This is a genomic window from Kitasatospora sp. NPDC008115 (assembly GCF_042957205.1).
Lineage (GTDB): Bacteria > Actinomycetota > Actinomycetes > Streptomycetales > Streptomycetaceae > Kitasatospora.
This window is the reverse complement of sequence record NZ_JBIBHU010000004.1, coordinates 57,807-81,480: the sequence shown is the minus strand read 5'-3', so window position 1 is coordinate 81,480 and position 23,674 is coordinate 57,807. Positions and strand designations below refer to the sequence as shown.

The following is a 23,674-nucleotide window of genomic DNA, read 5'->3' as shown; positions in this document are numbered from 1 at the left end:
GGGGGGCGGGCCGTGCGGAGCCCGTCCCCCGTCCTCCCCCACACCACCCCGCGGAGAGGACCCACCCGGCCATGCGCCTCTACCTGCTCGCGCTCAACCCGACCGACTCGGTGACCGACGGATTCCTGCCGGCCGCCGCCCGGATCGGACTCGACGTCACCGTCCTCACGCCCGCCGGCCACACCGACGCCCACCGCGACGCCTACGCCGAACTGCCCCACCGGCCCGAGGTGGTGGCGTGCGAGGTGCACGACTTCCGCGAGGTGGTCGGGCTGATCTCGCGGCTCACCCTGGACGGCCGCGAGCCGTTCGCCGTCTTCAGCAACAGCGACCACCTGCAGACCCAGACCGCCCTGGCCGCCGAGTACTTCGGGCTGCCGGGCAAGGACTGGAAGGCCACCCTGCGGGCCAAGAACAAGGGCCAGTTGCGCCGCCACCTGGCCGCCGCCGGCCTCGACACCGTGCGCTCCGCCGAACTCGCCCCGGACCAGGACCCGTCCGTGCTGCGCGAGGCGGGCCTGCCCTTCCCCGTCGTCGTCAAGCCGCGCGAGGGCGTCGCCAGCGAGGACGTCACACTCGCCGCCGACGCCGGGGAACTGGTGCGGCTCGCCAAGGAGATCCAGGCCAGACGGCCCGGCGCCGCGCTGGTCGCCGAGGAGTTCCTGGACGGGGCGCTGTGCACCCTGGAGACGCTCGGCGACGGCCGCCGCCGGCACGTCCTCGGGGGATTTCGCACCAGGCTCTCCCCGCCGCCGGACTTCATCGAGGAGATGCTGGAGTTCGTCCCCGCCCACCCGCCGGCCGTGGTCGCCCAGGTGCTCGCCCAGCTGGACGCGACAGGCGTCGGGCTCGGCGCCTGTCACACCGAGTTCGTCGTCCAGCCGGACGGCCGGGCCCGGATCATCGAGGTCAACTACCGCGCCATCGGCGACCAGTGCGACCTCATGCTCGCCGAGGTGCTCGGCATTCCGCTGTTCGAGCACATCCTCGCCGCCCATCTCGGCCGCGAACTGCCCGCCGACCTCGGCGAACGCTGCGCCGCCACCACCCTGCGGGCCCGCAACGAGCCGGTCTGCGCCGACCGGGCCGGCACGCTCACCGCCGCGCCGGGACCGTACGACGCGCGGGCCGAGGAGCGGGCCGACGGGGTGCGGCTCGCCTACCGGCCGCTGCGCGCCGTCGGCGAACGGCACGAGCACTACCGCACCAACCGGGACTACCTGGGCGTGATCTGGGCGGTCGGCCCCGAGCAGGCCGCCGTCGACGCCGCCGTGGCGCGCTTCACGGCCGCCAACCGCTGGGAGATCACCCCGTGAGCGCCACCGCCCGCGCCGGCTCCCCGCCCGTTGCCGGCTCCCCCGCCGCCGATGCCCTCGCGCTGCGGGTGCTGTCCGCGCTGCTGCGCGAGGACGTGCTCCACCTGCGCACCCGCGCCGCCGTGGAGCAACGGGCCGACGGCGCCTGGCTGGCGGCCGCCGGACCGCCGATCGCCGTCCCCGTCGCCGCCGACGGCTTCCAGAGCGAGTACGCCGCCCGGCTCCCGCTCGTCGAACTCGACGGCCGCCCCGTCCACGGCCTGGACGCCGTCCTCACGGCCCTCGCCGGGCACGCCGACCCGGAGGACCGGCCCGGTTGGGCCGCGTTCGCCGAGGAGTGCCGCCAGACCCTCGCCACCATGGAACTGCACGACCGGGTCCGCGACGAGGTCCACACCGCGCTCACCGACCTGTACGGCGCCGACCCGGCCCGCTGGAGCGGCCCCGCCGCCGCGCTCGGCCACGACACCCTGGCCGCCTACCTCGACCACCCCGTCTACCCCACCGCGCGCGGCCGGTCCGGCCTCGACGAGACGCAACTGCGCTCCCACGCACCGGAGTTCCACCCGGCCTTCGAGCTGCGCTGGCTCGCCCTGCCGGCCGGCACGCTCACCCGGCACGGCGAGCGGCCACTGCCGCGCTGGTGGCCCACCCAGGGCTGGCTCGGCCTCGACCTGCCCGGCGGCAACCAGGCCTGGGAGACCCTGCCGGTCCACCCGCTCACCGTCGGACCGGCCCTGGACGAGGCGCTGCGCGCCACCGGCCTCGACGGACGCGCCGTACTCGCCGAACGCCCGTACCTCACCGTCGTCCCCACCCTCTCGATGCGCACCGTCGCCGTCGCCGAGGACCCCGTCCACCACCTCAAGCTCCCGCTCGCGACCGCCACCCTCGGCCGGCTCAACCGCCGCACCATCAAGCCCGGCACCCTGCGCGACGGCGCCGCCGGACAGCGGCTGGTCGAGGCCGTGCTGGCGCGCGAACCGCGCTTCGCCGGGCGGATCCTGCACGCCGACGAGCAGACCTGGGCGCACGCCGGGCACGAACTGCTGGCGGTGCTGCTGCGCCGCCAACCGGCCGGGCTGGAGCGGTCCGTGACCGTCCCGCTCGCCGCCCTGCTCGCCCCGGCGCCGCGAACGGGCGCGCCGGGGAGCAGTGCCGGTGACGGCACCGGCGGCGGCGCCGGCACCGGCGGGCGCCTGGTCGTCGACCATCTCGCCGACCGCTTCTTCGGCGGCGGGACGGTCGCCCTCTACGACGCCCTGCTGGAACTGCTGCTGGACTGGCAGACCACCCTCTTCGGGTACGGCGTCGCCCTGGAGTCCCACCAGCAGAACACCTCGCTGGTCCTCGACGAGGACGGCGGCCCCCCGCGCCTGCTCTACAAGGACGACGACGGCCCGCGCGTCCACCCCGGCCGCCTCGCCGCCGCGCTCGGCGAATCGGCGCCCGCCCGCGAGGAGTTCGACGACGCCCGGGTCTTCGCCGACGACGACCGTCCGCTCACCGACCTGTTCGCCACCATCACCGGCCATCTGTGCACCGGCGCCCTGGCGTTCGGCCTCGCCGCCCACGGGCGGGCCGAACTCGACGACCTGCTGGCGCTGTTGCGCAAGCGGCTCGCCGAGGCCGTCGAACGGGCCGGACCGGCCGCCGAACCGCTGCGCACCGCCCTGCTCGACGCCGAACGGCTGCCGGTCAAGGCGATGGTCACCGCCGGCACCCTGCTCAGCAAGCAGCGCTCGGGCGCCGCCGACATCAACAAGCACTACACCGAAGGCCCCAACTACCTCCTCCCGCAGACCGGTTGCGGCACGACGGGAAGCGCGCGATGACGGTCGACGCGGCGCCCCTGACCTGCGGTCCCGGCGCCGTCCACCCCGGCGGGCTCGGCCGCCGCCAGGTGCATGCCGTCGCCGCCTGCTACTTCGTCGCCTCCTTCGCCGCCCTCGGCCTGCCGCCGTACCTGACCGCGATCCTGCCCACCCTCGGCGACCCGGACGGCCGCTGGGCGGGCGTCCTCTACATCGTCCCGACGGTGTTCAGCGCCCTCGGCGCCCCGCTCTGGGGGCGGCTCGCCGACCGGTTCGGCCGCAAGCGGCTGCTGCTCCGCGCCCAACTCGGCCTCACCGTCTCCTTCCTGCTGGCCGGCGCCGCCGACTCGCTGACCGCGTTCACCCTCGCCCTCGTCCTCCAGGGCTTCCTCGGCGGCACCTTCGCCGCCACCAACGGCTACCTGGCCGCCGCCCTCGACGGCGCGCGGCTGTCCAGGGCGCTCACCCTGATGCAGGGCAGCGCGCGGGCCTCGCTGGTGGCGGCGCCGATCCTGGTCGGCGCGCTGTCGCCGTGGATCGACCCGCACCGGCAGTACCTGCTGATGGCCGCCCTGCCGCTGGCCGCCGCCGGCCTGCTCGCGCTGCTGCCGGAGCCGGGCCGACCGGGCGAGCCCGGCACGACGCGGGGCGGCAAGGGCGGTAGGGGCGCCAAGGGTGGTAGGGGTACCAAGCGCGGCAAGGGCGCCGCGGCCGCCGAGGAGGCCCCGGACGGCGGGAGCACCGAGCGCGGGGGCATCGAGGGCGGCGAGGGTGCCTCGTCGTCCGCCGAGGAGCCGCGCCGGGCGCCGCTGCGCGCGCTCTACGCCTTCGAGTTCGCCTTCGTCTTCGCCACCGTCATCTCCTTCCCCTACCTGATATCCCTGGCCGAGCAGCGCCTGCCCGGCGTCTCCGGCACCACCACCGGCGTGCTGTTCGCCCTGCCGCACCTGTGCTACCTGGCGTTCGCTGCCCGCACCCACACCGCCTTCCTGCACCGCCCGCACACCGGCCTCGCCCTCGGCTTCGTCCTCGTCGCGCTCGGCCTCGCCGGACACGCCGTGGCCGACTCGCTGCCCGTCTTCGTCGCCGTCCGGCTGCTGCTCGGCGCCGGGCTCACCCTCGGCCTGGTCTGCCTCGCGGTGCTGGCCGCCGAGGCCGCCCGCGGCCGGGCGCCCGGACGGATGTTCGGCACCCTCGAATTCGTCTCCAAGGGCGGCGCCGTGGCCGCCGGCGCCGTCGCCGCGCTGGCCAACGGCCGGTTCGGCGCCGCCTCCCCCGTGCTGGCCGGCACCGCCGCAGCACTGCTGGCCGCCGTCGCGGCCACCGCCTTCAGCTCCCCCGTCCGCCAGCGTTGGAGTCACTCATGACGCACCAACTGCCCACCGCCGACCACGCGGTGGCCCACACCCTGGTCAACTGCCTGCTGCGCGAGGTGTCCGCGCCCGAGCACCAGACCGCCGTCACCGACGGCCGGCTGCTGATCCGCCTGCCCCGGCGCGGCGCCCTGCTGCGGGTCGCCCTGCGCCGCACCTCGCTGCTCGGCGCGCACCGCTTCACCGGCCCGGTCGAGGAGGAACACGAGGACGGCTGGCGCGAGTTGGACCGGGACGGGCTCGCCCGGCACGTCCAGGGCGAACTGGAACTGCGCACCGGCACCGTCAACGAGGAGTTCCTCGGCCAACTCGCCTCCAGCCACGCGGCCGTCGCCGCCGCCCTGGCGGGACGCCCTGAGCCGGGCACCGACCGCTACCTGGAGTCCGAGCAGGCACTGCTGTTCGGACACCGCTTCCACCCCGCCCCCAAGTCCCGCTCCGCCGAACGGGGCGACTGGCGCGACTACGCCCCCGAGGCGCGCGCCGCCTTCCCGCTGCGCCACCTCGCCGTACGGCGGGAACTGGTCGCCGAGTCCTCCGCCGACCCGGCCGCGACCGCGCTGCTCGACGGGCTCGGCCCCGTCCCGGACGGCTACCGGCTGCTGCCCGCCCACCCTTGGCAGTACCAACTGATCGGCGACCACCCGCTGTTGAGGGGCGCCCTGGAGAGCGGGGACATCCTCGACCTCGGCCCCGGCGGCGCTCCGTTCGCCGCCACCGCCTCGGTGCGGACCCTGTACGGCGCGGGCGCGTTCCTCAAGTTCAGCCTGAACGTGCGGATCACCAACTGCCTGCGCAAGAACGCCGCCTACGAGCTGACCGGCGCCGTCACCCTCACCCGGCTGCTCGCCCCCGTGCTGGCCGACCTCGCCGAACGGTTCCCGGACGCGGCCGTGCTGCGCGAACCGGCGTTCCGCACCCTCGCCGTGCCCGGCGCCGACGGCCGGCCCGACCGGGCGCTGTACGAGGGGTTCGGGCTGATCGTCCGCGAGGGCCTCGGCGGCGCGCTGCGCCCCGGCGTCACCCCGCTGCTGGCCGCCGCCGTCGCCGACGAGTACCCGACCAGCTCGGCACACGTCTCCCGGCTGCTGCCCGGCACGGCGGGCCAGGCGCGGGCGCTCGACTGGTGGACGGCCTACCTGCGGCTGCTGCTCCCGCCCGTGCTGGCCGCCTACTTCGACCACGGCGTGGTCCTGGAGCCGCACCTGCAGAACGTGCTGATCGGCGTGGACGCCGCCGGGCGGCCGGTCCAGGTGCTCTTCCGCGACCTGGAGGGGACCAAGCTCGTCCCCGAGCGGCACGCGGCCCTGCTCGCCGCACTGCCGCCCGAGGTGGCGGGGCCGATGGCGTACGACGCCGAGCGGGGCTGGGACCGGGTGGTCTACTGCCTGCTGGTCAACCACGTCGCCGAACTGCTCGCCGCCCTCGCCGACCTGCACCCGGCGGCGGAGGGGGCGCTGTGGGAGGCGGTACGCCGCGTCCTGGCCGAGTACGCCGCCGCGCACGGGTGCCCGCCGCGGCTGCGGGCGCTGCTGGCGGGCGTGCCGCTGCCCGGCAAGGCCAATCTGCTCACCCGCTGGGAGCGCAAGGCCGACCGTGCGGCCGGCTATGTCCGCCTCGCCTCGCCGCTGGCACGCTCCGTACTGGCCGAGGCGGCACACGCCCCGAACCCCGTGCAGGCCCCGCCCGTTCCCGCCGGAAGGACCCGATGACCGCCCCCTTCGAAGCCCCCGCCACCTCCGCCCCCGCTTCCGTGACCGGGGCCGTCCGCCGCCATGTCGCGGGCCTGGCGGCGGAGCAACTGCCCGCCTACGTCTACGACCTGGCGGTGCTGCGGGCCCACGCGTCGGCCGTCCGGGCCGCCCTGCCGGAGCGCGTCGAGCTCTACTACGCCGCCAAGGCCAACCCCGAGGCACCGGTGCTGGCCGCGCTGCGTGACGCCGTGGACGGCTACGAGGTTTCCAGCGGCGGCGAGTTGGCCCATGTGCGGGCGGCCGTGCCGGACGCGCCGCTGGCCTTCGGCGGGCCGGGAAAGACGCCCGCCGAGATCGCCGCCGCCGTGGACGCGGGCGTGCACCGGTGGCACGTGGAGAGCGAGCAGGAACTGCACCGGCTCGCCGCTGTGCTGGCCGACCGGCCGGAGGCGGTGGTGGACGTGCTGCTGCGGGTCAACCTGCCGGTCGGCGCGGGCGCGCTGGACTCGGTGGCACTGGCGATGGGCGGGCGGCCGACGCCGTTCGGGCTGGACCCGGACCGGGCCGAGGCCGCCGTCCGGCTGCTCACCGAGCCGGTCGGGCCGCTGGGCCCGGTCCGGCGGCGCCTGCGGCTGCGCGGCGTGCACGCCCACCTGGCGAGCGGGCTGACCGCCGGCGAGCAGCTGGCGATCGCCGAGCGGATCGTCGCCTGGTCCGTCCGGCTGGCGGAGCGGCACGCGTTCGCGCTGGACGAGGTCAACGTGGGCGGCGGCATGGCCGTCGACTACGGCGACCCGGCGGCGCGCTTCGACTGGGCGGCGTTCGGCGAGGGCCTGGGCCGGCTGCTGGAGCGCCACCCGGGGCCGGTCCTGCGGATCGAGCCCGGCCGGGCGCTCACCGCGTACTGCGGCTGGTACGCCACCGAGGTGCTGGACGTGAAGCGCAGCCACGGCGAGGACTTCGCGGTCGTCCGCGGCGGCACCCACCACCTGCGCACCCCGGCCACCCGCGGCCACAGCCAGCCGTTCGACCCGCTGCCGGTCACCGCCTGGCCGCACCCGTGGACGCGCCCGGCCGTGACCACCGGCCGGGCGACCCTGGCCGGCCAGCTCTGCACCCCGAAGGACGTCCTCGCCCACGCCGCCCCGGCGGCGGCCGGCCTGCGCGCGGGCGACCGGGTGCTCTTCGGTATGGCGGGGGCGTACGCGTTCAACATCTCGCACCACGACTTCCTGATGCATCCGCGCCCGGGCTTCCACTACCTGGGCGGCTGACGGCTGACAGCTGACAAATTTCAGATGACAGATTCTGAAATCTGTTATCTGTCATCTGTTATCTGTCAGCTGTCATTTGTCAGCCCCCGGCACGACCGCCCCGCCGCACGCCGAATCCGCACTGACGTGCGAAGGTGGTAGCCGGCGAAGGGAGCGGGCACGTGCTGATGGACAGGGTGGCGGAGATCATCGCCGAGGCCTCGGCCGAGGTGGTGGAGCCCCGGTTCCGGGCGCTGGCGGCCGGCGAGGTGATGGAGAAGGCCCCCGGCGAGGTGGTCACCGTCGCCGACCGGGAGGCCGAGGTGATCATCGCCCGGCGCCTACGCGAGCTGCTGCCCGTCCCCGTGGTGGGTGAGGAGGCCGTCGCCGCCGACCCGGACCTCACTGGGGCGCTGCTCGCGGAACCCGCCGTCTGGCTCGTCGACCCGGTCGACGGCACCTCCAACTTCATCGCCGGCCGGCCCGAGTACGCGCTCATGGTCTCCCTGGTGCGCGACGGCCGGACGGTCGCCGCCTGGATCCGGCACCCCGTCACGTCCACCACCTACACCGCCGAACTCGGCTCCGGCGCCTGGCGCGACGGCCACCGCCTCACCCGCACCCCCGCCGGCACCGACCCCGCCAAGTGGCGCGGCTCGGTGAAGAGCCGCTTCCTCGACCCGTCCCGCCGCCGCCTGGTGGAGGCGAACACCGCCGCCTTCGGCGAGATGACCCCGGGCCGCCACGCCGCGGGCTTCGAGTACCCGGACATCGCCGAGGGCGCCGCGGACTTCATGCTCTACTGGCGCACCCTCCCCTGGGACCACGCGCCCGGGTCCCTCCTCCTCACCGAGGCCGGCGGCCGCTCCGCCCGCCTCGACGGCACCCCGTACCACCCCGAACCCCCGGGCGGCGAGGACGGCCTGCTCGTCGCCGCCGACCCGGCCACCTGGGAGCGCTGCCGCGAGATCCTGCTCGCGCCGTAGCAGCCCGGCCCGGCCCGCCGCCCCGCCCCCGCCCCCGCCCGCGCTACCGCCCCACCACCCACGCCTCCCGGCCGGCGCGGGCGACCTCGCCGAGGAGGCCCACGACCTCCTCGGGCGTGGTGTGCGGATTGAGCAGGGTGAGTTTGAGCCGCACCCGGCCCGGCCCCTCGCCGGGCAACTCGGTGCGGCCGACCACGGCGCGGCCGGCCCGCAGCAGTTCCCGGCGCAGCCCGGCGTTGACCCGGTCGACGGCGGCCTCGTCCCGGGCGTCCGCCGGGCGGTAGCGGAAGAGCAGCGCGGTCAGCACCGGTTCGGCGTGCAGTTCGAGGTCCGGCTCGGCGCGGACGGCGTCGGCGGCGGCGAGGGCGAGGTCGTGGCAGGCGTCGACGAGCCGGCCGAGTCCGGCTCGGCCGAGGGTGCGCAGGGTGACGGCGAGCTTGAAGGCGTCCGGCCGCCGGGTGGTGCGCAGCGAGAGCCCCAGCAGGCCCGGGTAGCCGGCCTGTTCGTCGTCGGCCGGGTTGAGGTAGGCGGCCCGGCGGGCGAGCGAGACGTAGGTCTCGGCGCGGCGGACCAGGAAGACGCCGGCGGCGGCGGGCTGCCAGCCCAGTTTGTGCCAGTCCAGCGCGACGGAGTCGGCCCGTTCGATGCCCGCCAGCAGCGGGGCGAGCCGGTCGGAGAGCAGCGCGCCACCGCCGTACGCGGCGTCGACGTGCAGCCAGGCGCCGTAGCGGGCGGCGAGGTCGGCGGCGGCGGGCAGCGGGTCGACGGCGCCGGTGTCGGTGGTGCCCGCGGTGGCGACGACGGCAACGGGGGTGTCGCCCGCCCAGACGGTCTCCGCCAGGGCGCGTTCGAGGGCGGCCGGGTCCATGCGCAGCGCGCGGTCGACGTCGACGGGGACGACGGCCCGTTCGCCGAGGCCGAGCAGGGCGGCCGCGCGCTGGACGGAGAAGTGCGCGGCCCGGGAGGCGAGGATCCGGGGCCGGGTGCCGGCGGGCAGGCCGAGCAGGCCGTCGAGTTCGACGATGCCGTCGAGCCGCTGGTCGCGGGCGAGCATCAGGCCCATGAGGTTGGACTCGGTGCCGCCGGAGGTGAGGACGCCGGCGGCGTGGGCGGGGTCGTAGCCGACCAGGTCGGCGAGTTCGGCGAGCAGCGCGCTCTCCAGCGCGGTCGCTGCGGGCGCCTGGTCCCAGGAGTCCTGGGAGGGGTTGAGGGCGCTGACGGCGAGGTCGGCGGCGGTGGCGACGGCGAGCGGGGGGCAGTGCAGGTGGGCGGCGCAGTAGGGGTCGGCGGGGTCGGCGGCGCCGTGGGCGAGGAGTTCGGTGAGGCGGGCGAGGGCGTCGGGGCCGTGTGCGGCGGCGAGCGTGTCGGCCGTGCGGGCGGCGAGGTCGGCGGGGCGGCCGGGGGGCAGCGGGCCGCCGCGCCGGGTGGCGCCGGTCTCCAGGGCGTCGAGGACGGTGGCGAGCAGCGGGCCGAGGGCCGCGGGCCCGCCGACACCGCCGGACAGCGCGTCGAGCAGCGGGCCGTCGTCGTCCACGTTCATGCGGAGGCCCCTGCGGCCCCCGTTGCCGGCGCAGACGACGCCGACACAGACGACACAGACGACGCCGACGACGCCGCCGCGATGGCGTCGGCGAGCCGGTCCAGCACCGCGGCCGCCTGTTCGTCGGTGATGGTGAGCGGGGGCAGCAGGCGCAGCACGGCGTCGTGCCGTCCGCCGAGTTCGACGATCAGCCCGCGTTCCAGGCACGCCTCCCGTACCCGGACGGCCAGTTCGGGGGCGGCGGGCCGCGCCCCGCAGGCGTCGGGTTCGGCGGCCGGGTCGACGAGTTCCACGCCGATCATCAGCCCGCGCCCGCGCACATCGCCGATCACCGGCAGTTCCCCGGCCAGCGCCCGCAGCCGTTCGGTCATCCGCGCGCCGACCGTCGCCGCCCGTTCGGCGAGTCCGTTGGCGGCGACGTAGCGCAGGGTGGCGGCGCCGGCCGCCATGGCGAGGGTGTTGCCGCGGAAGGTGCCGGTGTGCGCGCCGGGCCGCCAGCCGTCGTACTCCTCGCGGTAGACGACGACGGCGAGCGGCAGGCTGCCGCCGATGGCCTTGGAGAGCACCATCGCGTCCGGCAGGATGCCGCTGTGCTCGACGGCCCACATCGCGCCGGTGCGGCCGACGCCGGTCTGCACCTCGTCGACGATGAGCGGGATGCGGCGCTCGGCGGTGATCCGGCGCATCGCGCGCAGCCAGTCGTCGGGCGCGGGGACGACGCCGCCCTCGCCCTGGACGGCCTCCAGGATCATCGCGGCGGGCGGGACGACGCCGCCGGACGGGTCGTCGAGCAGCCGCTCGACATACGTGGCGGACAGGGCGGCGCCGCGCTCCCCGCCGACCCCGAACGGGCAGCGGTAGCCGTAGGGGTAGGGAAGCCGGACCACCTCGCCGCCGGCGGGCAGCGGTTCCTTGACGGCGACGTTGCCGGTGAGCGCGAGGGCTCCGGCGGTCATCCCGTGGTAGGCGCCGGTGAAGGCGAGGGCGCCGGAGCGGCCGGTGGCGGTCTGCGTGAGTTTGAGCGCGGCCTCGACGGCGTCCGTCCCGGCGGGGCCGCAGAAGTGGACGCGCGCGCCGTCGGCGAAGGCGGGCGGCAGGCTCTCGAAGAGGGCGGTGGTGAAGTCGTCCTTCTCGGCGGTGGCGAGGTCGAGCAGGTGGAGCGGGGCGCCGCTGTCGAGGGTGCGGCGGATCGCCCCGAGGACGACGGGGTGGTTGTGGCCGAGCGCGAGGGTGCCGGCGCCGGAGAGGCAGTCGAGGTAGCGGCGGCCGTCGGCGCCCTCGACGGTCATGCCGTTGGCGCGCACGGGGACGATCGGGAACGAGCGCGCGTAGGTGCGGGCGGCGGACTCGCGGACGCGCTGGCGCCGCAGCACGGCGGCGGCCGGGGCCGCGGCCTGGGCCGCGTCGGCCTGGGCGGGGGTGGGCGCGGGGACGGGGACGGGGACGGTCGGACCGGTGGCGGGCTCAGCGGCGAGCGTCAAGGCGGGCTCCCAAGAAATTAGGTGAGCCTAACCTTACTTCTCTGCTTCGCCCGGATCCGCCCCGGGCCGCCGGAACCACCCGTGTGAGTGACAACGGGCCCGTTTCCCCAACGAGCGACCCGCCCCGAGGTCACGCTCCGACGTCACCCACCCCGGCCTCCCGCCCGCGCTACCCTCGCCGCATGCCGCCCTCACTCCCCGCCCGCCCCGCGCCCGACCATGACGCGTACGCCGCCGAACTGGCCCGCACCCGCGAGTTCTTCGCCGTCCGCGCCGCCGGCTGGGAGACCAGGTTCCCCGACGACGGCCCGCGCTACGCCGCCGCAGTCGCCGAACTCGGCCTCCACCCGGGCGAGTCGGTGCTCGACGCGGGCTGCGGCACCGGCCGCGCCCTGCCGCCGCTGCGCGAGGCGGTCGGCCCGGACGGCCGGGTGCTCGGCGCCGACGTGACCCCGGAGATGCTGCACGAGGCCGCCACCCGCCACCCGGGCACCGCCATCCTGCTGCTCGCCGACTGCGCCCGGCTGCCGCTGCCCGACGGCGCGCTGGACGCCGTCTTCGCCGCCGGCCTGATCTCCCACCTGCCCGAACCGGCCCGCGCCCTCGGCGAGCTCGCCCGGGTGGCGCGCCCCGGCGCCCGGCTCGCACTGTTCCACCCCGTCGGCCGCGCCGCGCTCGCCGCCCGGCACGGCCGCGCCGTCACCCCGGACGACCTGCGGGCCGAACCCAACCTCCGCCCCCTGCTCGCCGCCGCCGGCTGGCGCCTCACCTCCTACACAGACGTCGACGACCGCTACCTCGCCCTCGCCGAGCGGACCGGGAACGGAAACGGGAACCGGACCGGGAACGGGGCCGGCAACGGGAACGGGACGGACGCGGGCACCTCCGGAGGCGCCGCCCGGCCATGATCACCGGCATGGCAGACTCTTAGCCCTCCGCACCCGGATCCGGGTGCCAGACGAGAGGGGCCGGCATGGCGCTCTTCGGCAACGCCCACCGGGTGGACAACGACGAGGCCCAGAAGGAGTTCGCCCGGCTGTTCGGCCCGGGCGAGCAGGTCCACGCGGCGTACCAGCTGATGCGCGACTCCTTCCTGTTCACCGACCGCCGGCTGATCCTCGTCGACAAGCAGGGCATCACCGGCAAGAAGACCGAGTACCACTCGATCCCCTACCGCTCCATCACCCACTTCTCGGTGGAGACCGCCGGCAGCTTCGACCTGGACGCCGAACTGAAGATCTGGGTGTCGGGCACCGCGCTGCCGATCTCCAAGAACTTCACCAAGGGCGTGGACATCTACGAGGTGCAGGCCCTGCTCACCCAGTTCGTCACCCGCTGAACCCACTGGTCCCACTGGGCCCGCCGGCCCCAGTGCCCCCGCTGCCCCCACCGCTCCCACTGCCCCCGCCCGTCCAGCGGTAGCACAGCTCCGGGCGGCCCACCGTGCCGTACCGGGGCTCGCGGACGGCGAGGCCGGAGTCGACCAGGTGCTCCAGGTAGCGGCGGGCGGTGATCCGCGAGACCCCCGCCGCCGCGCCCGCCGCGGCGGCGGACAGGCCGGTGCGGGCCGTGCGCAGCACACCGGCGACGGCGTCCAGCGTCGGCGCGCTCAACCCCTTGGGCAGGGCGGTGCGTTCGGGGGCGCGAAGCAGCGCGAGCGCCTGGTCGACCTCGTCCTGCCCGGTGGCCGGGCCGGTCCGGGCGAGGGTGTCCCGGTAGCGGGCGTAGCGCTCCAGGCGGTCGTGCAGCGCGGCGGCGGCGAACGGCTTCAGCAGGTACTGGACGACGCCCGCCGAGACGGCCTGGCGGACCATCGCGAGGTCGCGGGCGGAGGTGACGGCGATGACGTCGGTGGTGTGCCCGGCGGCGCGCAGCGTGCCGCAGAGTTGGAGGCCGTGGCCGTCGGGCAGGTAGAGGTCGAGCAGCAGCAGGTCGACGGGCCGCCCGGCGGCGCGTTCGCGTTCCAGGAAGCGCAGCGCCTGCGCGCAGCCGTGCACGGTGCCGGCGGTGCGGAAGCCCGGTTCGCGGTCGACGTAGCGGGCGTGGGCGTCGGCGGCCACCGGGTCGTCCTCGACGACCAGGACGGAGATGCCGGGGCTCACGGCGCCACCGCCACATGCCCACCGCGCCCGCGCTCCCCCGTACCGGCAGACGCCGTACCGACGCCGGCCGACCGGTCGAGCGGCAGGCGCACGGTGAGGACTGCGCCGCGCTCGCGGCCGACCTCGACGGCGCCCCCGTTGCGCCGGGCGGCCTGCGCGACGAGCGCGAGGCCGAGGCCGCGTCCCTGCCCGCTCTCCTGCCCGTCCTCCTTGTCCTTGGTGCTCCAGCCGCGCCGGAACACGTCCTCCACCGCCCCGGGGTCGATGCCCGCGCCGGTGTCGGCGACCCGCAGCAGCAGGTGCCCGGCGTCGATCCGGGCGGTGACGGTGACCTCCGGCGGCTCGGGGTTCGCGGCGGCGCCGACGATGGCGGCGTCCACGGCGTTGTCGATCAGGTTGCCGAGGACGGTGATGAGGTCGCGCGCGCTCAGGTGCGGCGGCAGCACCCCGTCGTCGATGGAGCTGTCCGGGGTGAGCGTCAACTCCACGCCCCGCTCGGCCGCCTGGGCGGCCTTGCCGAGCAGGAGGGCGGCCAGCACGGGCTCGCCGACGGCGGCCACCACCCGGTCGGTGAGCCGCTGGGCGAGGGCGAGTTCGGCGGTGGCGAACTCCACCGCCTCGCGGTGGCGGCCAAGTTCGATCAGCGAGACGACGGCGTGCAGCCGGTTGGCGGCCTCGTGCGCCTGTGCGCCGAGCGCCTCGGTGAAGCCGCGCACCGAGTCCAATTCTCCGCTCAGCGACTGGAGTTCGGTGTGATCGCGGAGGGTGAGGACGCGGCCGAGGCCGGTGCCGATGGTGGAGGTGTTGAGCACCACCACGCGCTCGGCGGTCAGGTGCACCTCGTCGCGGACCGGTCCGGCCCCCGAGACGGCGGCCACCAGTGCGGCCGGCAGCCCCAGCCCGGCGACCGGCCGGCCCTCCACCGCCCCTTCCAGGCCGAGGAGTTCACGCGCGGCGTCGTTGCAGAGCACCACCCGGTGGTCGCGGTCGAGCAGCACCAGCCCCTCCCGGACGGCGTGCAGGGTGGCCTGGTGGTACTCGTAGAGGTGGCTGAGTTCGACCGGGCCCATGCCGTGGGTGTGCCGCCGCAGCCGGGAGTTGGCGAGGTAGGTGCCGGCCCCGCCGAGGGCCAGCGCGCCCGCCGCGACGCCGACCAGGGCGAGCAGCGGGCCGCGCAGCCGTTCGGAGATGGACTGCACCGTGATGCCCGAGCTGACCAGGGCGACCACCCGGTGCCGCTCGTCCAGCACCGGGGTGACCACCCGCACCGACGGGCCGAGGGTGCCGGTGTACGTCTCGCTGCGGGTCCGGCCGGCGAGTGCCCAGTCGGTGTGGCCGAGGAAGGTGCGCCCGATCTGCTCGGGCAGCGGGTGGGTCCAGCGGACGCCGTCGGTGTCCATCACGGTGACGAAGGAGACCCCGGTGTCGACCCGCACCCGCTCCGCGTACGGCTGGAGCACGGCCGTCGGGTCGGGCCCGCCGACGGCGGCGAGCACGTCCGGGGAGTCGGCGACGGCGTGGGCGACGGCGGTGACCTGTCGGCGGGCGGCGTCCTCGGCGCGCTCGGCGGTGAACAGGTACGCGAGCACCGCCCCGCCGGCCACCACGGCGGCGACGATGACCACTTGGACGACGAAGAGCTGTCCGGCCAGGCTGCGCACCAGCCGGCGCGGCGGGGTGAGGGTACGCGCGGACATGCCTGTCAGTGTGCACCACGACCGCGGCGGCCCGGTGCGCACGCGGCGCCCCAGCACCCCCGGCGCCCCGGTGTCCCGGTGTCCCGGTGTCCCGGCCCCCAGGCCTTCGGCGCCCGGCGCCCGGCGCCCGCGTGAACTCTATGAACGCAAGCGTGACCCGCGTCACGCCGACCCGCATAGTCGGAGCGGCCCACCACCCGGGGCCGTCAGGACAGCACGGCCGCGCACCCCCACGCAGGCGCGCCGTGCGGGCACAGCACGGCGAAGGAGCCGCAGATGTCGATCACCGGAGCAGCAGCGGGAAAGGCCGCCGGAGCGAAGGACCGCACCCACTACCTCTACCTCGCCGTGATCGCGGCGGTCGTCGCCGGCGTCGCGGTGGGCCTGGCCGCGCCGGGCTTCGCGGTGGAGCTGAAGCCGGTCGGCACGGGCTTCGTCAACCTCATCAAGATGATGATCAGCCCGGTCATCTTCTGCACCATCGTGCTCGGCATCGGCTCGGTGACCAAGGCCGCCAAGGTCGGCCGGGTCGGCGGCCTGGCGCTCGGCTACTTCCTCACCATGTCGACCGTCGCCCTCGGCATCGGCCTGCTGGTCGGCAACCTGCTGGAACCCGGCGGCGGCCTCCACCTGACCGCCGCGCTCGCCAAGTCCGGCCACGCCCAGGCGGCCGCCGGCGGCGCCCAGTCCACCACCGACTTCCTGCTCGGCATGATCCCGACCTCCCTGCTCTCCGCGCTCACCGAGGGCAAGGTGCTGCAGACCCTGCTGGTCGCCCTCCTGGTCGGCTTCGCCCTCCAGGCGATGGGCCCGGCCGGCGCGCCCGTGCTGCGCGGCGTCGAGCACGTCCAGCGGCTGGTCTTCCGGGTGATGGCGATGATCATGTGGGTGGCACCCATCGGCGCGTTCGGCGCGATGGCGGCGGTGGTCGGCGCCACCGGCACCGCCGCACTGAAGAGCCTCGCCGTCATCATGGCCGGCTTCTACCTGACCTGCGCGCTGTTCGTGGTCGTGGTGCTCGGCGCGCTGCTGCGCCTGGTCGCGGGCGTCAACATCCTCACCCTGCTGCGCTACCTGGGCCGCGAGTTCCTGCTGATCCTCTCCACCTCCTCCTCGGAGAGCGCGCTGCCCCGGCTGATCGCCAAGATGGAGCACCTGGGCGTCAGCCGCCCGGTGGTCGGCATCACCGTCCCGACCGGCTACAGCTTCAACCTCGACGGGACCGCGATCTACCTCACCATGGCCTCGATCTTCATCTCGGAGGCGCTGGACAAGCCGATGTCGGTGGGCGAGCAGCTGTCGCTGCTGGTCTTCATGGTGATCGCCAGCAAGGGCGCGGCCGGGGTCACCGGCGCCGGGCTGGCCACCCTGGCGGGCGGGCTGCAGTCGCACAAGCCGGCCCTGGTGGACGGGGTCGGGCTGATCGTCGGCATCGACCGGTTCATGTCCGAGGCCCGCGCCCTGACCAACTTCGCGGGCAACGCCGTCGCCACCGTGCTGATCGGGCAGTGGACCGGGGAGTTCGACCGCGAGCGGGCCCGGCAGGTGCTGACGGGAGCGGCACCGTTCGACGAGCGGACGCTGCTGGACGCCGACGCCGGGACCGACGGCCGGACCGACGAGCGGACCGACGCACCGGCACCCGCCGCCGGGTCCGTGCCCGGGGCCGTGCCCGGGGCCGCCGCCCCGGGACCGGTTCCGGCGACCGCCGCCTGAGCCACCCGGCCGTCCCACCCCCCTGACTCCCCCGGTCCGGCGCCCCGCCCAACCCCCCGGAAAAGGCGCCGGACCGGGGGTTCCGCGTTCCCCGCACCGTGCTCCTCCCGCCCCTCAGACCTCCTCGGACCCGCTGACCGCCCAGCTCAGGCCGGTCGCCGGGTCCTCCAGCGCGAGGTGCAGGTGCCGCAGCCGGTCCGCCGGATCCTCCCAGGTGAAGCACCGCATCCGCGCGACCAGCGCCTCCACCTCCGCCCGGTCCGCCCGGTCCGCCGACCCCGGCCGCCCCGGCCGCCCGGCCCCGGTCATCGCCGCCAGCACCCGCCACAGCGCCAGCCGCCCGTGTGCCGCGCCGTGCGCCCGGTCCGCGACGCCCGCCTGCACCAGCGCCGGCCAGGCGAGCGCGAACGGCAGGTACCCGCCGGTGACCACCCGCCCGGGTGCGAGCTGCGCGGCGGCGTGCGGCGCCGGCCCCCGCACGCAGACCGCCCGCGCCCACCCGGCCAGCTCGGCGAGCGCCCGGGTGGCGGGCTGCCCGGGCAGCCGGGCGCCGGGTTCAGGGAGGTCCACCGGGGCCAGGCCCTCACGGCTGGCCGGCAGCGTCAGCAGCGCGCTGCGCGAGCCGCCGTCGCGCAGGTACTCCCGCACCGGCGCGCCCTCGCCCCGGCCCGCCGCCTCCCACCGCTCCAGCAGCAGCGGGACGCCCTCCCCGTCCGGCTCGGCGTCCCGGGAGAGGTCCTCCCCGAGCAGCACCCGGGTCTGCGCGACCAGCCGCCGCACCGGGGGCGGGCCGAGCAGCGGGGCGAGCCGCCGCCAGCAATGGCGGGTCGCCAGCACCTCCCAGAGCGGCCCGGCGTCGTGGTCGGCGACGCCGGCGGCGGTGCCGGGGCCGCCGTCCGGGTCGAACAGCCGGGCGGCGACCTCGGGCGGCGCGGCGTACGCGATCAGGTGGCCGAGCGGAGCGGCCTCGACGGCGCCCCGTGCAGGGCCGAACCGCACCGGCCCGCCCCGCACGGGCCCGCCCTGCACCGGCCCGAACGCGACGGCGGTGGCGCGCGCCTGCCGGTAGGCGCCCAGCAGTTCGATCCAACGGCCCTCGTCCGCCAGCGAGCGGAGCCGACGCTCCTCGTACGTGATCACGGTTCAGCGTACGGGCCGGACCGGGCGCGGGCTGATGATCCGTCAGCCCGGCGCGTCGGAGCCGGTCCCGCGCCCGTCGGCCGTCTCGCGCTCCCGTTCGAGGACGGTCCGCAGCCGCTCCAGCGCCCGCCGCCGGGTGAGGGCCAGGGTGGAGCGGTGCACACCGAGCAGGGCCGCGGCCTCCTCCAGCCCGTACCCGTCGAGGTCGACCAGCAGGACGGCGCGCGCCTGCTTGGCCGTCAGGCAGCCCAGCAGGCGCACCACCTCCCAGTGCGCCTGCAGCTCGGCCTGCCCGCCCGCCTCCCCGCCGCCGAGCGCCTCGACGTCCTCCAGCGCCTCGAACGGCACCAGCCGGCGGCGGTCACGGCGCCACTCGTCGCGCACGACGTTGACCATCGCGGTGAACGCGTAGGCATAGGGCCGCGGATGGCCGAGGAAGCGGGCGGGCCGCCGGGCGATGCGCAGATACACCTCGTGGACGACGTCCCCCGCGCCGAACGGGCTTCCGAGCAGGCGCGCGGCCGCCCGGTGCAGCCTGGGCAGCAGTTCCGTGAACACCCGGTCGAACTCCGCCGATTCGGCGCCGGAACAGCGGTCCGGCCCCCGTTCGCCCCGACAACCCGGCGCGCTCGCCATGCCGCCCCCTCGGAACTCGGCACCCCGCAGCCCGGTTGGCGGCCACCGACCGGAACCCCCGCGACGCGTCGCCCGCCACGGTCGCGGTCCTCCTGCCCGCTGCGCATCCCGGTGATGCGTCCCGCCCCGCCGACCTGCCCCGCCTGCACCACCACGCGCGCACCCGCACGAACGCACAGGCGAACACCCGCACGCCCGTACGTCCTCGCGTACGCACGCCCGCGCGTACGCTCAGCCGCGCGGCGTCAGCCGGACCCGCATCGGGCTGCGCACCTGGAGCGTGATGCCCTGCCCGAGCCGCACCCCGCGGTCGATCGCCTCCAGGTCGAACTCCCGCAGCAGCGCGCCCAGCGTCAGCACCGACTCCAGCATCGAGAAGTGCTGCCCGATGCAGGCCCGCGGCCCGCCCCCGAACGGGTACCAGGCGTACCGGTGGCGCCCCTTCTCCCGCTCGGGCAGGAAGCGGTCGGGGTCGAAGCGGTCGGGCTCCTCCCAGTGATCGGGGTGCCGGTGGGTCACCCAGGGCGCCAGGATCACCTGGGCGCCGGCCGGGATGACGTGACCGTCGACCACCGACTCCTCCACCGAGCGGCGCCCCATCTGCGAGGCGGCCGGGTAGAGCCGCATGGCCTCCTTCAGCACCCGGGTCAGGTACGGCAGCGCCTCCAGGTCGGCGGCCACGGGCTCGCGCCCGGCCAGCACCGCGTCCGCCTCCTCGCGCGCCAGGCGGCGCTGCTCGGGGTGCTTGGCCAACAGGAACAGCGCGAAGGCGAGCGAGGTCGCCGTGGTCTCGTGACCGGCGAGCAGGAAGATCAGCACCTGGTCGCGCAGCTCGTCCGGGTCCAGCCGCTCGCCGTCCTCGCCACGGGCCCGGGTCAGCAGCTCCAGCAGGTCCTCCGTGCCGCCCGTGCCGCCCGTGCCGCCCGCACCGGCCGGGCCCCCGGCGCCGGACGCTCCGTGAGAACCGCCCGGCCCGCCCGGCCCGTCCACCGCGAGCACCCCGCCGGAGCGCTCCGCCCGCCGGGCCCGCTCGGCGATGATCCGGTCGCACACCGCGTAGAGGTCACGGCGCGCCCCGGCGCCGCGCCGGTTGGACGGCGTCGGCCAGGAGCGGGGCACCGGGACCGGCGCGAATCCGCGTTCGAGGACGAACTCCCCTATCACCGGGAAACTGCGGTGCACCACCTCCACCGCCTCCTCCACGTCCGCCCCGAACAGGATCCGGGACACCGTGCGCAGCGCGAAGCGCGACATCTCCCCGCCCAGGTCGACCACGCCGTCGGGCGCCGCCCGCCACCGCTCGGCCAGCGCCCGGCACTCCACGCCGACCGCCTGCGCGTAGCCGTCCACCCGGCGGCGGGTGAACAGCGGCTGGATCAGCCGGCGCTGGCGCTGGTAGTCACCGTCCAGGCTGGTCAGCAGGCCGTTGCCGAGGCTGACCCGCAGTTCGTCGTAGAAGCTGTTGTCCTTGCGGAAGTTGGCGGCCTGGCTGCCGAGCACCTGGTGCGCGCCCTCCGGGGAGAAGACGGCGTAGAACTCGGCGCGCAGCCCGGGCGGGCCGGCCACGAACCGGACGACGTCGCCGTAGTCGCGGCGGGCGTCGAGGTAGGTCCGCAGCGGGCGCCGGGTCAGGTCGAACAGCGAGCCCACCAGGGGGAGTCCGGGCGGGCCCGGTATCCGTTTCGCGGCGCCCGCGCCGGAGCCGGCGCGTGAGGCCGCAGCGACGGTTCCGGCGGCGATGGTGTGTGCCATGTCCCCTCCTCGGTCGTACCCCTCGTACCACTTCCAACGTAACTGAGTGGTAATCAGAGCAGAAGGAGCGCACGGGTCGGCCCGGCGGTCGCCGTACGGCGCGCGCCGGGCCTTTCACGCCCCCTGTTCGTCCTACTCGTACTCCGTGCCGCCCTTGCGGGTGAGGTAGGCGTCCCCGACCGCCTTGGCGATGGCGCGACCGCCGACCACCGGGCTGTAGCGCTCGGTCACCGCCCGGACCACCACGCCCTCGCGCACGTGCAGCCCGCGCCCGGAGACCGTCTCGCGGCCCTGCGCGAGCTCCAGCACGGTGTCCGGCGCGAACGGCCCGCGCCACAGCTCGGGCACCAACGGCAGCTCCCCGTCCAGCAGTTCGGCGGCGGGCAGCCAGCTCAGCCGCCCGTCGACGACCGCCGAGACGTCGAACACCGCGTAGCCGGGCACCTCGCCGCGTCCGGACCCGCCGTAGGTGAGGTCCTGCACACCCGCGCCGTAGACCTCGCCGAAGACGCCGACCCGCTCGGCCCCCAGCCGCTCCGCCAGCCGCTCGGCGACCCGGGCGACGCCGTGCGCCCGCACCGCCCGCCAGTACAGGTTGCGGCCGTCCTCGGCGAGCGCCAGCCCCCGCGCGGCGAGCCCCTTGGAGGAGACCCGCACCTCGCCGGTGGCGGCGTCGTAGGTGAGCAGGCAGCAACTGCCGTGCAGCTTCTCGGTCACCACGACGGGCTCGCCGGGCGCGAAGACGTCCGGGAAGCGCTTGAGGTTCTCGACGTCCACCCAGGGCAGCAGGCCCGGGGCCGCCACCACGTCGCCGCTCATCGAGGTGGGCACCGGCGGCTGCCACTTGGTGACGCCCAGCAGCGCGGCGAAGTCCTCGCCGCGCCCGGCGGCGGCCTCCAGGTCGGTGCCGGCCAGCGCGGCGGGCCGGCAGACGATGCCCTGGGACAGCTCGCCGCGCAGCCGCACCGCCTTGACCCGGTCGGCGCCGCTCCCAGCGAGCCGCCCGGTCAGCCCCAGTTCCGCGATCAGCGGGGCCGGCAGCACGGCCTGCTCCGGGATGTAGACGGCCCAGTCGCCGGTGCGGTAGGCGCCCTTGGCGACCACCGCGCGGTAGAGGCCGACCTGTGCGAGTTCCAGGGCGTCGGCGTTCGGGTGCTCCAGGACGGTCAACCGCTCGGCGGTGACCCGCAGTGTGGACATGGGTGTGCTCCTCCCCCGGCTCGGCCGGTCGGCCCGTGGACTGACAGCGCCACTCTCCCGCCCCGGTGCGTCCGCGCGCGAAGGGTTTTCCGGCGGCGCGCACGGGTCGCCGCGCCGACTCAGCGCCGCCGCCGCGCCTCGCCCGACGGCCGGGGGCCGCTTCCGCCGCCCCTGGCCTCTGCGATAGCCAAGGCGATGATCGGACCGCATATGCGGCACTATGATCGGCATAAAGGCCGCAACTGCGGCTGTGGACCCGCGCCCTTCCGAAGGCGCGCCCAGGAGGGGAAGCGAAGGAATGACCATCCGCAGACTCACCGCCGCCGGCGCCGCGGCCCTCGTCCTCGCCCTCGGCGCCACCGCCTGCGGAAGCGGCGGCGGCACGGACGGCCGCGACGACGCGGCCGGCGCCGACGCCTCGAAGGCGTCCGGCCCGGTCACCGTGTTCGCGGCCGCCTCGCTCAAGGAGACCTTCACCGACCTCGGCAGGAAGTTCGAGGCCGCCAACCCCGGCACCAAGGTCACCTTCAACTTCGGCGGCAGCTCCGCCCTCGCCACCAGCATCAACTCCGGCGCCCCCGCCGACGTCTTCGCCGCCGCCAGCCCGGCCACCATGAAGACCGTCACCGACGCGGGCGGCGCGTCGGGCGAGCCGAAGACCTTCGTGCGCAACACGCTGGCCATCGCTGTCCCCAAGGGCAACCCCAAGCACATCACCGGCCTCGCCGGCCTGGCCGCGCCCGGCGTGAAGGTCGCGCTCTGCGCCAAGGAGGTGCCCTGCGGCGCCGCCGCGCTGACCGCCCTCAAGGCCGCGAACGTCAACTTCACCCCGGTCACCCTGGAGCAGGACGTCAAGGGCGCGCTGACCAAGGTCGAACTGGGCGAGGTCGACGCCTCCCTGGTCTACCGCACCGATGTCCGGGCCGATGCCGGGAAGATCGACGGCGTGGACTTCCCCGAGGCCGCCCAGGCCGTGAACGACTACCCGATCGCCGCGCTGGCCAAGGCACCGAACAAGGGCGGCGCCGCCGCCTTCGTCGCCTACGTGCAGTCGCCCGAGGCGCAGCAGGTGCTGACCGCGGCGGGCTTCCAGGCCCCGTGATCCGCCGCACCCGCGCCCGCCCCGACGCCCTGCCGGAGATCGCCGACGGCCCGGCGCGCCGCCGCGGCCGGCGGCGGGCGCACCGCGTGCCGGTCGCCCTGCTGCTCCCGGCGCTGCTCGGCCTGGCGTTCCTCGTCCTCCCGCTGGTCGGGCTGCTGGTCCGGGCGCCGTGGAGCACGCTGTCGGACCAGCTCACCAGCCCGCAGGTGTGGGAGGCGCTGCGCCTGTCGCTGGTCTGCGCGACGGCCGCCACGGGCGTGTCGCTGGTGCTGGGGGTGCCGCTGGCCTGGCTGCTGGCCCGGACCGAACTGCCGGGCCGCCGACTGATCCGGGCCCTGGTGACGCTGCCGCTGGTGCTGCCGCCGGTCGTCGGCGGCGTGGCGCTGCTGCTGGTGCTCGGCCGGCGCGGCATCGTCGGCTCCTGGCTGGACTCCGCCTTCGGCGTGACCCTGCCGTTCACCACCACGGGTGTGGTGATCGCCGAGGCGTTCGTCGCGATGCCGTTCCTGGTGATCAGCGTGGAGGGCGCGCTGCGGGCCGCCGACCCGCGCTACGAGGAGGCCGCCGCGACGCTGGGCGCCTCCCGGCTGACCGTCTTCCGCCGGGTGACGCTGCCGCTGATCGCCCCGGGGATCGGGGCCGGCGCGGTGCTGGCCTGGGCGCGGGCGCTCGGCGAGTTCGGCGCGACGATCACCTTCGCGGGCAACTTCCCCGGCCGCACCCAGACCATGCCGCTCGCCGTCTACCTGGCGATGGAGTCGGATCCGGAGGCGGCGATCGCGCTGTCGCTGGTGCTGCTGGTGGTCTCGATCGCGGTCCTGGCCGGGCTGCGCGAGCGCTGGATGTCCGCGCCGTGACGCCCGCCTCTTCCG

At 76.0% G+C, this 23,674-nt stretch carries 19 protein-coding genes; 11 read left to right on the top strand and 8 right to left on the bottom strand.

The genetic code is table 11. The annotated features are described in order from the left end of the window. Positions 1-71 precede the first annotated feature (71 nt). The 6 genes from ACFZBX_RS06650 to ACFZBX_RS06625 all read left to right on the top strand — a co-directional run bounded on the left by ACFZBX_RS06650 (position 72) and on the right by ACFZBX_RS06625 (position 8,436). On the top strand, positions 72-1,316 hold the full coding sequence (locus ACFZBX_RS06650; protein WP_391531845.1) for an acetyl-CoA carboxylase biotin carboxylase subunit family protein: 1,245 nt from the start codon (positions 72-74) through the stop codon (positions 1,314-1,316). Next, positions 1,313-3,151, top strand: coding sequence for an IucA/IucC family protein (locus tag ACFZBX_RS06645; protein WP_391531844.1), 1,839 nt, complete (start codon positions 1,313-1,315; stop codon positions 3,149-3,151). Before ACFZBX_RS06650 ends, ACFZBX_RS06645 begins: the two co-directional genes overlap by 4 nt. Continuing rightward, entirely contained in the window at positions 3,148-4,497 is a 1,350-nt protein-coding gene (locus ACFZBX_RS06640; RefSeq protein WP_391531843.1) for an MFS transporter, read from the top strand. Before ACFZBX_RS06645 ends, ACFZBX_RS06640 begins: the two co-directional genes overlap by 4 nt. Then, on the top strand, positions 4,494-6,215 hold the full coding sequence (locus ACFZBX_RS06635) for an IucA/IucC family protein (protein WP_391531842.1): 1,722 nt from the start codon (positions 4,494-4,496) through the stop codon (positions 6,213-6,215). The genes ACFZBX_RS06640 and ACFZBX_RS06635 overlap by 4 nt, the downstream gene beginning before the upstream one ends. Then, positions 6,212-7,471 (top strand): type III PLP-dependent enzyme, encoded by a 1,260-nt coding sequence (locus ACFZBX_RS06630; RefSeq protein ID WP_391531841.1) that lies wholly within the window; start codon positions 6,212-6,214, stop codon positions 7,469-7,471. Before ACFZBX_RS06635 ends, ACFZBX_RS06630 begins: the two co-directional genes overlap by 4 nt. Before the next feature lie 167 nt (positions 7,472-7,638). After that, on the top strand, positions 7,639-8,436 hold the full coding sequence (locus ACFZBX_RS06625) for an inositol monophosphatase family protein (RefSeq protein ID WP_391532089.1): 798 nt from the start codon (positions 7,639-7,641) through the stop codon (positions 8,434-8,436). 43 nt (positions 8,437-8,479) lie between these two features. Here ACFZBX_RS06625 and ACFZBX_RS06620 read toward each other — a convergent pair whose 3' ends face one another. Beyond that, a complete protein-coding gene (locus tag ACFZBX_RS06620) occupies positions 8,480-9,976 on the bottom strand; it encodes a pyridoxal phosphate-dependent decarboxylase family protein (RefSeq protein ID WP_391531840.1) in 1,497 nt (498 codons plus the stop codon). After that, positions 9,973-11,349 carry a diaminobutyrate--2-oxoglutarate transaminase family protein gene (locus ACFZBX_RS06615; RefSeq protein ID WP_391532088.1) on the bottom strand — a complete coding sequence of 459 codons (1,377 nt, stop codon included), beginning with the start codon at positions 11,347-11,349 and terminating at the stop codon, positions 9,973-9,975. The genes ACFZBX_RS06620 and ACFZBX_RS06615 overlap by 4 nt, the downstream gene beginning before the upstream one ends. A gap of 290 nt (positions 11,350-11,639) precedes the next feature. On the opposite strand from ACFZBX_RS06615, the gene ACFZBX_RS06610 reads away from it, so the two are divergent. Continuing rightward, positions 11,640-12,365 carry a class I SAM-dependent methyltransferase gene (locus ACFZBX_RS06610; RefSeq protein ID WP_391531839.1) on the top strand — a complete coding sequence of 242 codons (726 nt, stop codon included), beginning with the start codon at positions 11,640-11,642 and terminating at the stop codon, positions 12,363-12,365. Between the two features lie 65 nt (positions 12,366-12,430). Beyond that, positions 12,431-12,796: a PH domain-containing protein gene (locus ACFZBX_RS06605; protein WP_391531838.1), complete on the top strand. Its 366-nt coding sequence runs from the start codon at positions 12,431-12,433 to the stop codon at positions 12,794-12,796. On the opposite strand, the gene ACFZBX_RS06600 is transcribed toward ACFZBX_RS06605, so the two are convergent. Beyond that, the gene (locus ACFZBX_RS06600; protein ID WP_391531837.1) at positions 12,786-13,559 is read right to left on the bottom strand and encodes a response regulator; all 774 of its coding nucleotides are present in this window, start codon (positions 13,557-13,559) and stop codon (positions 12,786-12,788) included. The two genes, ACFZBX_RS06605 and ACFZBX_RS06600, sit on opposite strands and share 11 nt — an antisense overlap. Continuing rightward, positions 13,556-15,256, bottom strand: coding sequence for an ATP-binding protein (locus tag ACFZBX_RS06595; protein WP_391531836.1), 1,701 nt, complete (start codon positions 15,254-15,256; stop codon positions 13,556-13,558). Before ACFZBX_RS06595 ends, ACFZBX_RS06600 begins: the two co-directional genes overlap by 4 nt. Positions 15,257-15,532: 276 nt before the next feature. Here ACFZBX_RS06595 and ACFZBX_RS06590 point away from each other — a divergent pair, with 276 nt between their 5' ends. After that, positions 15,533-16,972 (top strand): cation:dicarboxylate symporter family transporter, encoded by a 1,440-nt coding sequence (locus ACFZBX_RS06590; protein ID WP_391531835.1) that lies wholly within the window; start codon positions 15,533-15,535, stop codon positions 16,970-16,972. A 114-nt stretch (positions 16,973-17,086) separates the two neighbouring features. Here the strand turns inward: ACFZBX_RS06590 and ACFZBX_RS06585 are convergent, their stop codons facing one another. The 4 genes from ACFZBX_RS06585 to ACFZBX_RS06570 all read right to left on the bottom strand — a co-directional run bounded on the left by ACFZBX_RS06585 (position 17,087) and on the right by ACFZBX_RS06570 (position 21,700). Continuing rightward, entirely contained in the window at positions 17,087-18,112 is a 1,026-nt protein-coding gene (locus tag ACFZBX_RS06585) for a hypothetical protein (RefSeq protein WP_391531834.1), read from the bottom strand. A 42-nt stretch (positions 18,113-18,154) separates the two neighbouring features. Next, positions 18,155-18,670, bottom strand: coding sequence for an RNA polymerase sigma factor (locus ACFZBX_RS06580; RefSeq protein ID WP_391531833.1), 516 nt, complete (start codon positions 18,668-18,670; stop codon positions 18,155-18,157). A 309-nt stretch (positions 18,671-18,979) separates the two neighbouring features. Next, on the bottom strand, positions 18,980-20,500 hold the full coding sequence (locus ACFZBX_RS06575; RefSeq protein ID WP_391531832.1) for a cytochrome P450: 1,521 nt from the start codon (positions 20,498-20,500) through the stop codon (positions 18,980-18,982). A 132-nt stretch (positions 20,501-20,632) separates the two neighbouring features. Next, on the bottom strand, positions 20,633-21,700 hold the full coding sequence (locus ACFZBX_RS06570; RefSeq protein ID WP_391531831.1) for an RNA ligase (ATP): 1,068 nt from the start codon (positions 21,698-21,700) through the stop codon (positions 20,633-20,635). A gap of 298 nt (positions 21,701-21,998) precedes the next feature. Between ACFZBX_RS06570 and modA the strand changes: the two genes are divergently transcribed. After that, positions 21,999-22,802, top strand: coding sequence for a molybdate ABC transporter substrate-binding protein (gene modA / locus ACFZBX_RS06565; RefSeq protein WP_391531830.1), 804 nt, complete (start codon positions 21,999-22,001; stop codon positions 22,800-22,802). After that, on the top strand, positions 22,799-23,659 hold the full coding sequence (locus ACFZBX_RS06560) for an ABC transporter permease (RefSeq protein ID WP_391531829.1): 861 nt from the start codon (positions 22,799-22,801) through the stop codon (positions 23,657-23,659). Before modA ends, ACFZBX_RS06560 begins: the two co-directional genes overlap by 4 nt. The last annotated feature ends 15 nt before the right edge of the window (positions 23,660-23,674 follow it).

Bases quoted from the DNA above. Each gene is read 5' to 3' on its own strand.
- ACFZBX_RS06650 (WP_391531845.1), top strand. From the start codon at position 72: ATGCGCCTCTACCTGCTCGCGCTCAACCCGACCGACTCGGTGACCGAC.
- ACFZBX_RS06640 (WP_391531843.1), top strand. From the start codon at position 3,148: ATGACGGTCGACGCGGCGCCCCTGACCTGCGGTCCCGGCGCCGTCCAC.
- ACFZBX_RS06635 (WP_391531842.1), top strand. From the start codon at position 4,494: ATGACGCACCAACTGCCCACCGCCGACCACGCGGTGGCCCACACCCTG.
- ACFZBX_RS06630 (WP_391531841.1), top strand. From the start codon at position 6,212: ATGACCGCCCCCTTCGAAGCCCCCGCCACCTCCGCCCCCGCTTCCGTG.
- ACFZBX_RS06625 (WP_391532089.1), top strand. From the start codon at position 7,639: ATGGACAGGGTGGCGGAGATCATCGCCGAGGCCTCGGCCGAGGTGGTG.
- ACFZBX_RS06620 (WP_391531840.1), bottom strand. From the start codon at position 9,976: ATGAACGTGGACGACGACGGCCCGCTGCTCGACGCGCTGTCCGGCGGT.
- ACFZBX_RS06610 (WP_391531839.1), top strand. From the start codon at position 11,640: ATGCCGCCCTCACTCCCCGCCCGCCCCGCGCCCGACCATGACGCGTAC.
- ACFZBX_RS06605 (WP_391531838.1), top strand. From the start codon at position 12,431: ATGGCGCTCTTCGGCAACGCCCACCGGGTGGACAACGACGAGGCCCAG.
- ACFZBX_RS06595 (WP_391531836.1), bottom strand. From the start codon at position 15,256: ATGTCCGCGCGTACCCTCACCCCGCCGCGCCGGCTGGTGCGCAGCCTG.
- ACFZBX_RS06590 (WP_391531835.1), top strand. From the start codon at position 15,533: ATGTCGATCACCGGAGCAGCAGCGGGAAAGGCCGCCGGAGCGAAGGAC.
- ACFZBX_RS06575 (WP_391531832.1), bottom strand. From the start codon at position 20,500: ATGGCACACACCATCGCCGCCGGAACCGTCGCTGCGGCCTCACGCGCC.
- ACFZBX_RS06570 (WP_391531831.1), bottom strand. From the start codon at position 21,700: ATGTCCACACTGCGGGTCACCGCCGAGCGGTTGACCGTCCTGGAGCAC.
- modA (WP_391531830.1), top strand. From the start codon at position 21,999: ATGACCATCCGCAGACTCACCGCCGCCGGCGCCGCGGCCCTCGTCCTC.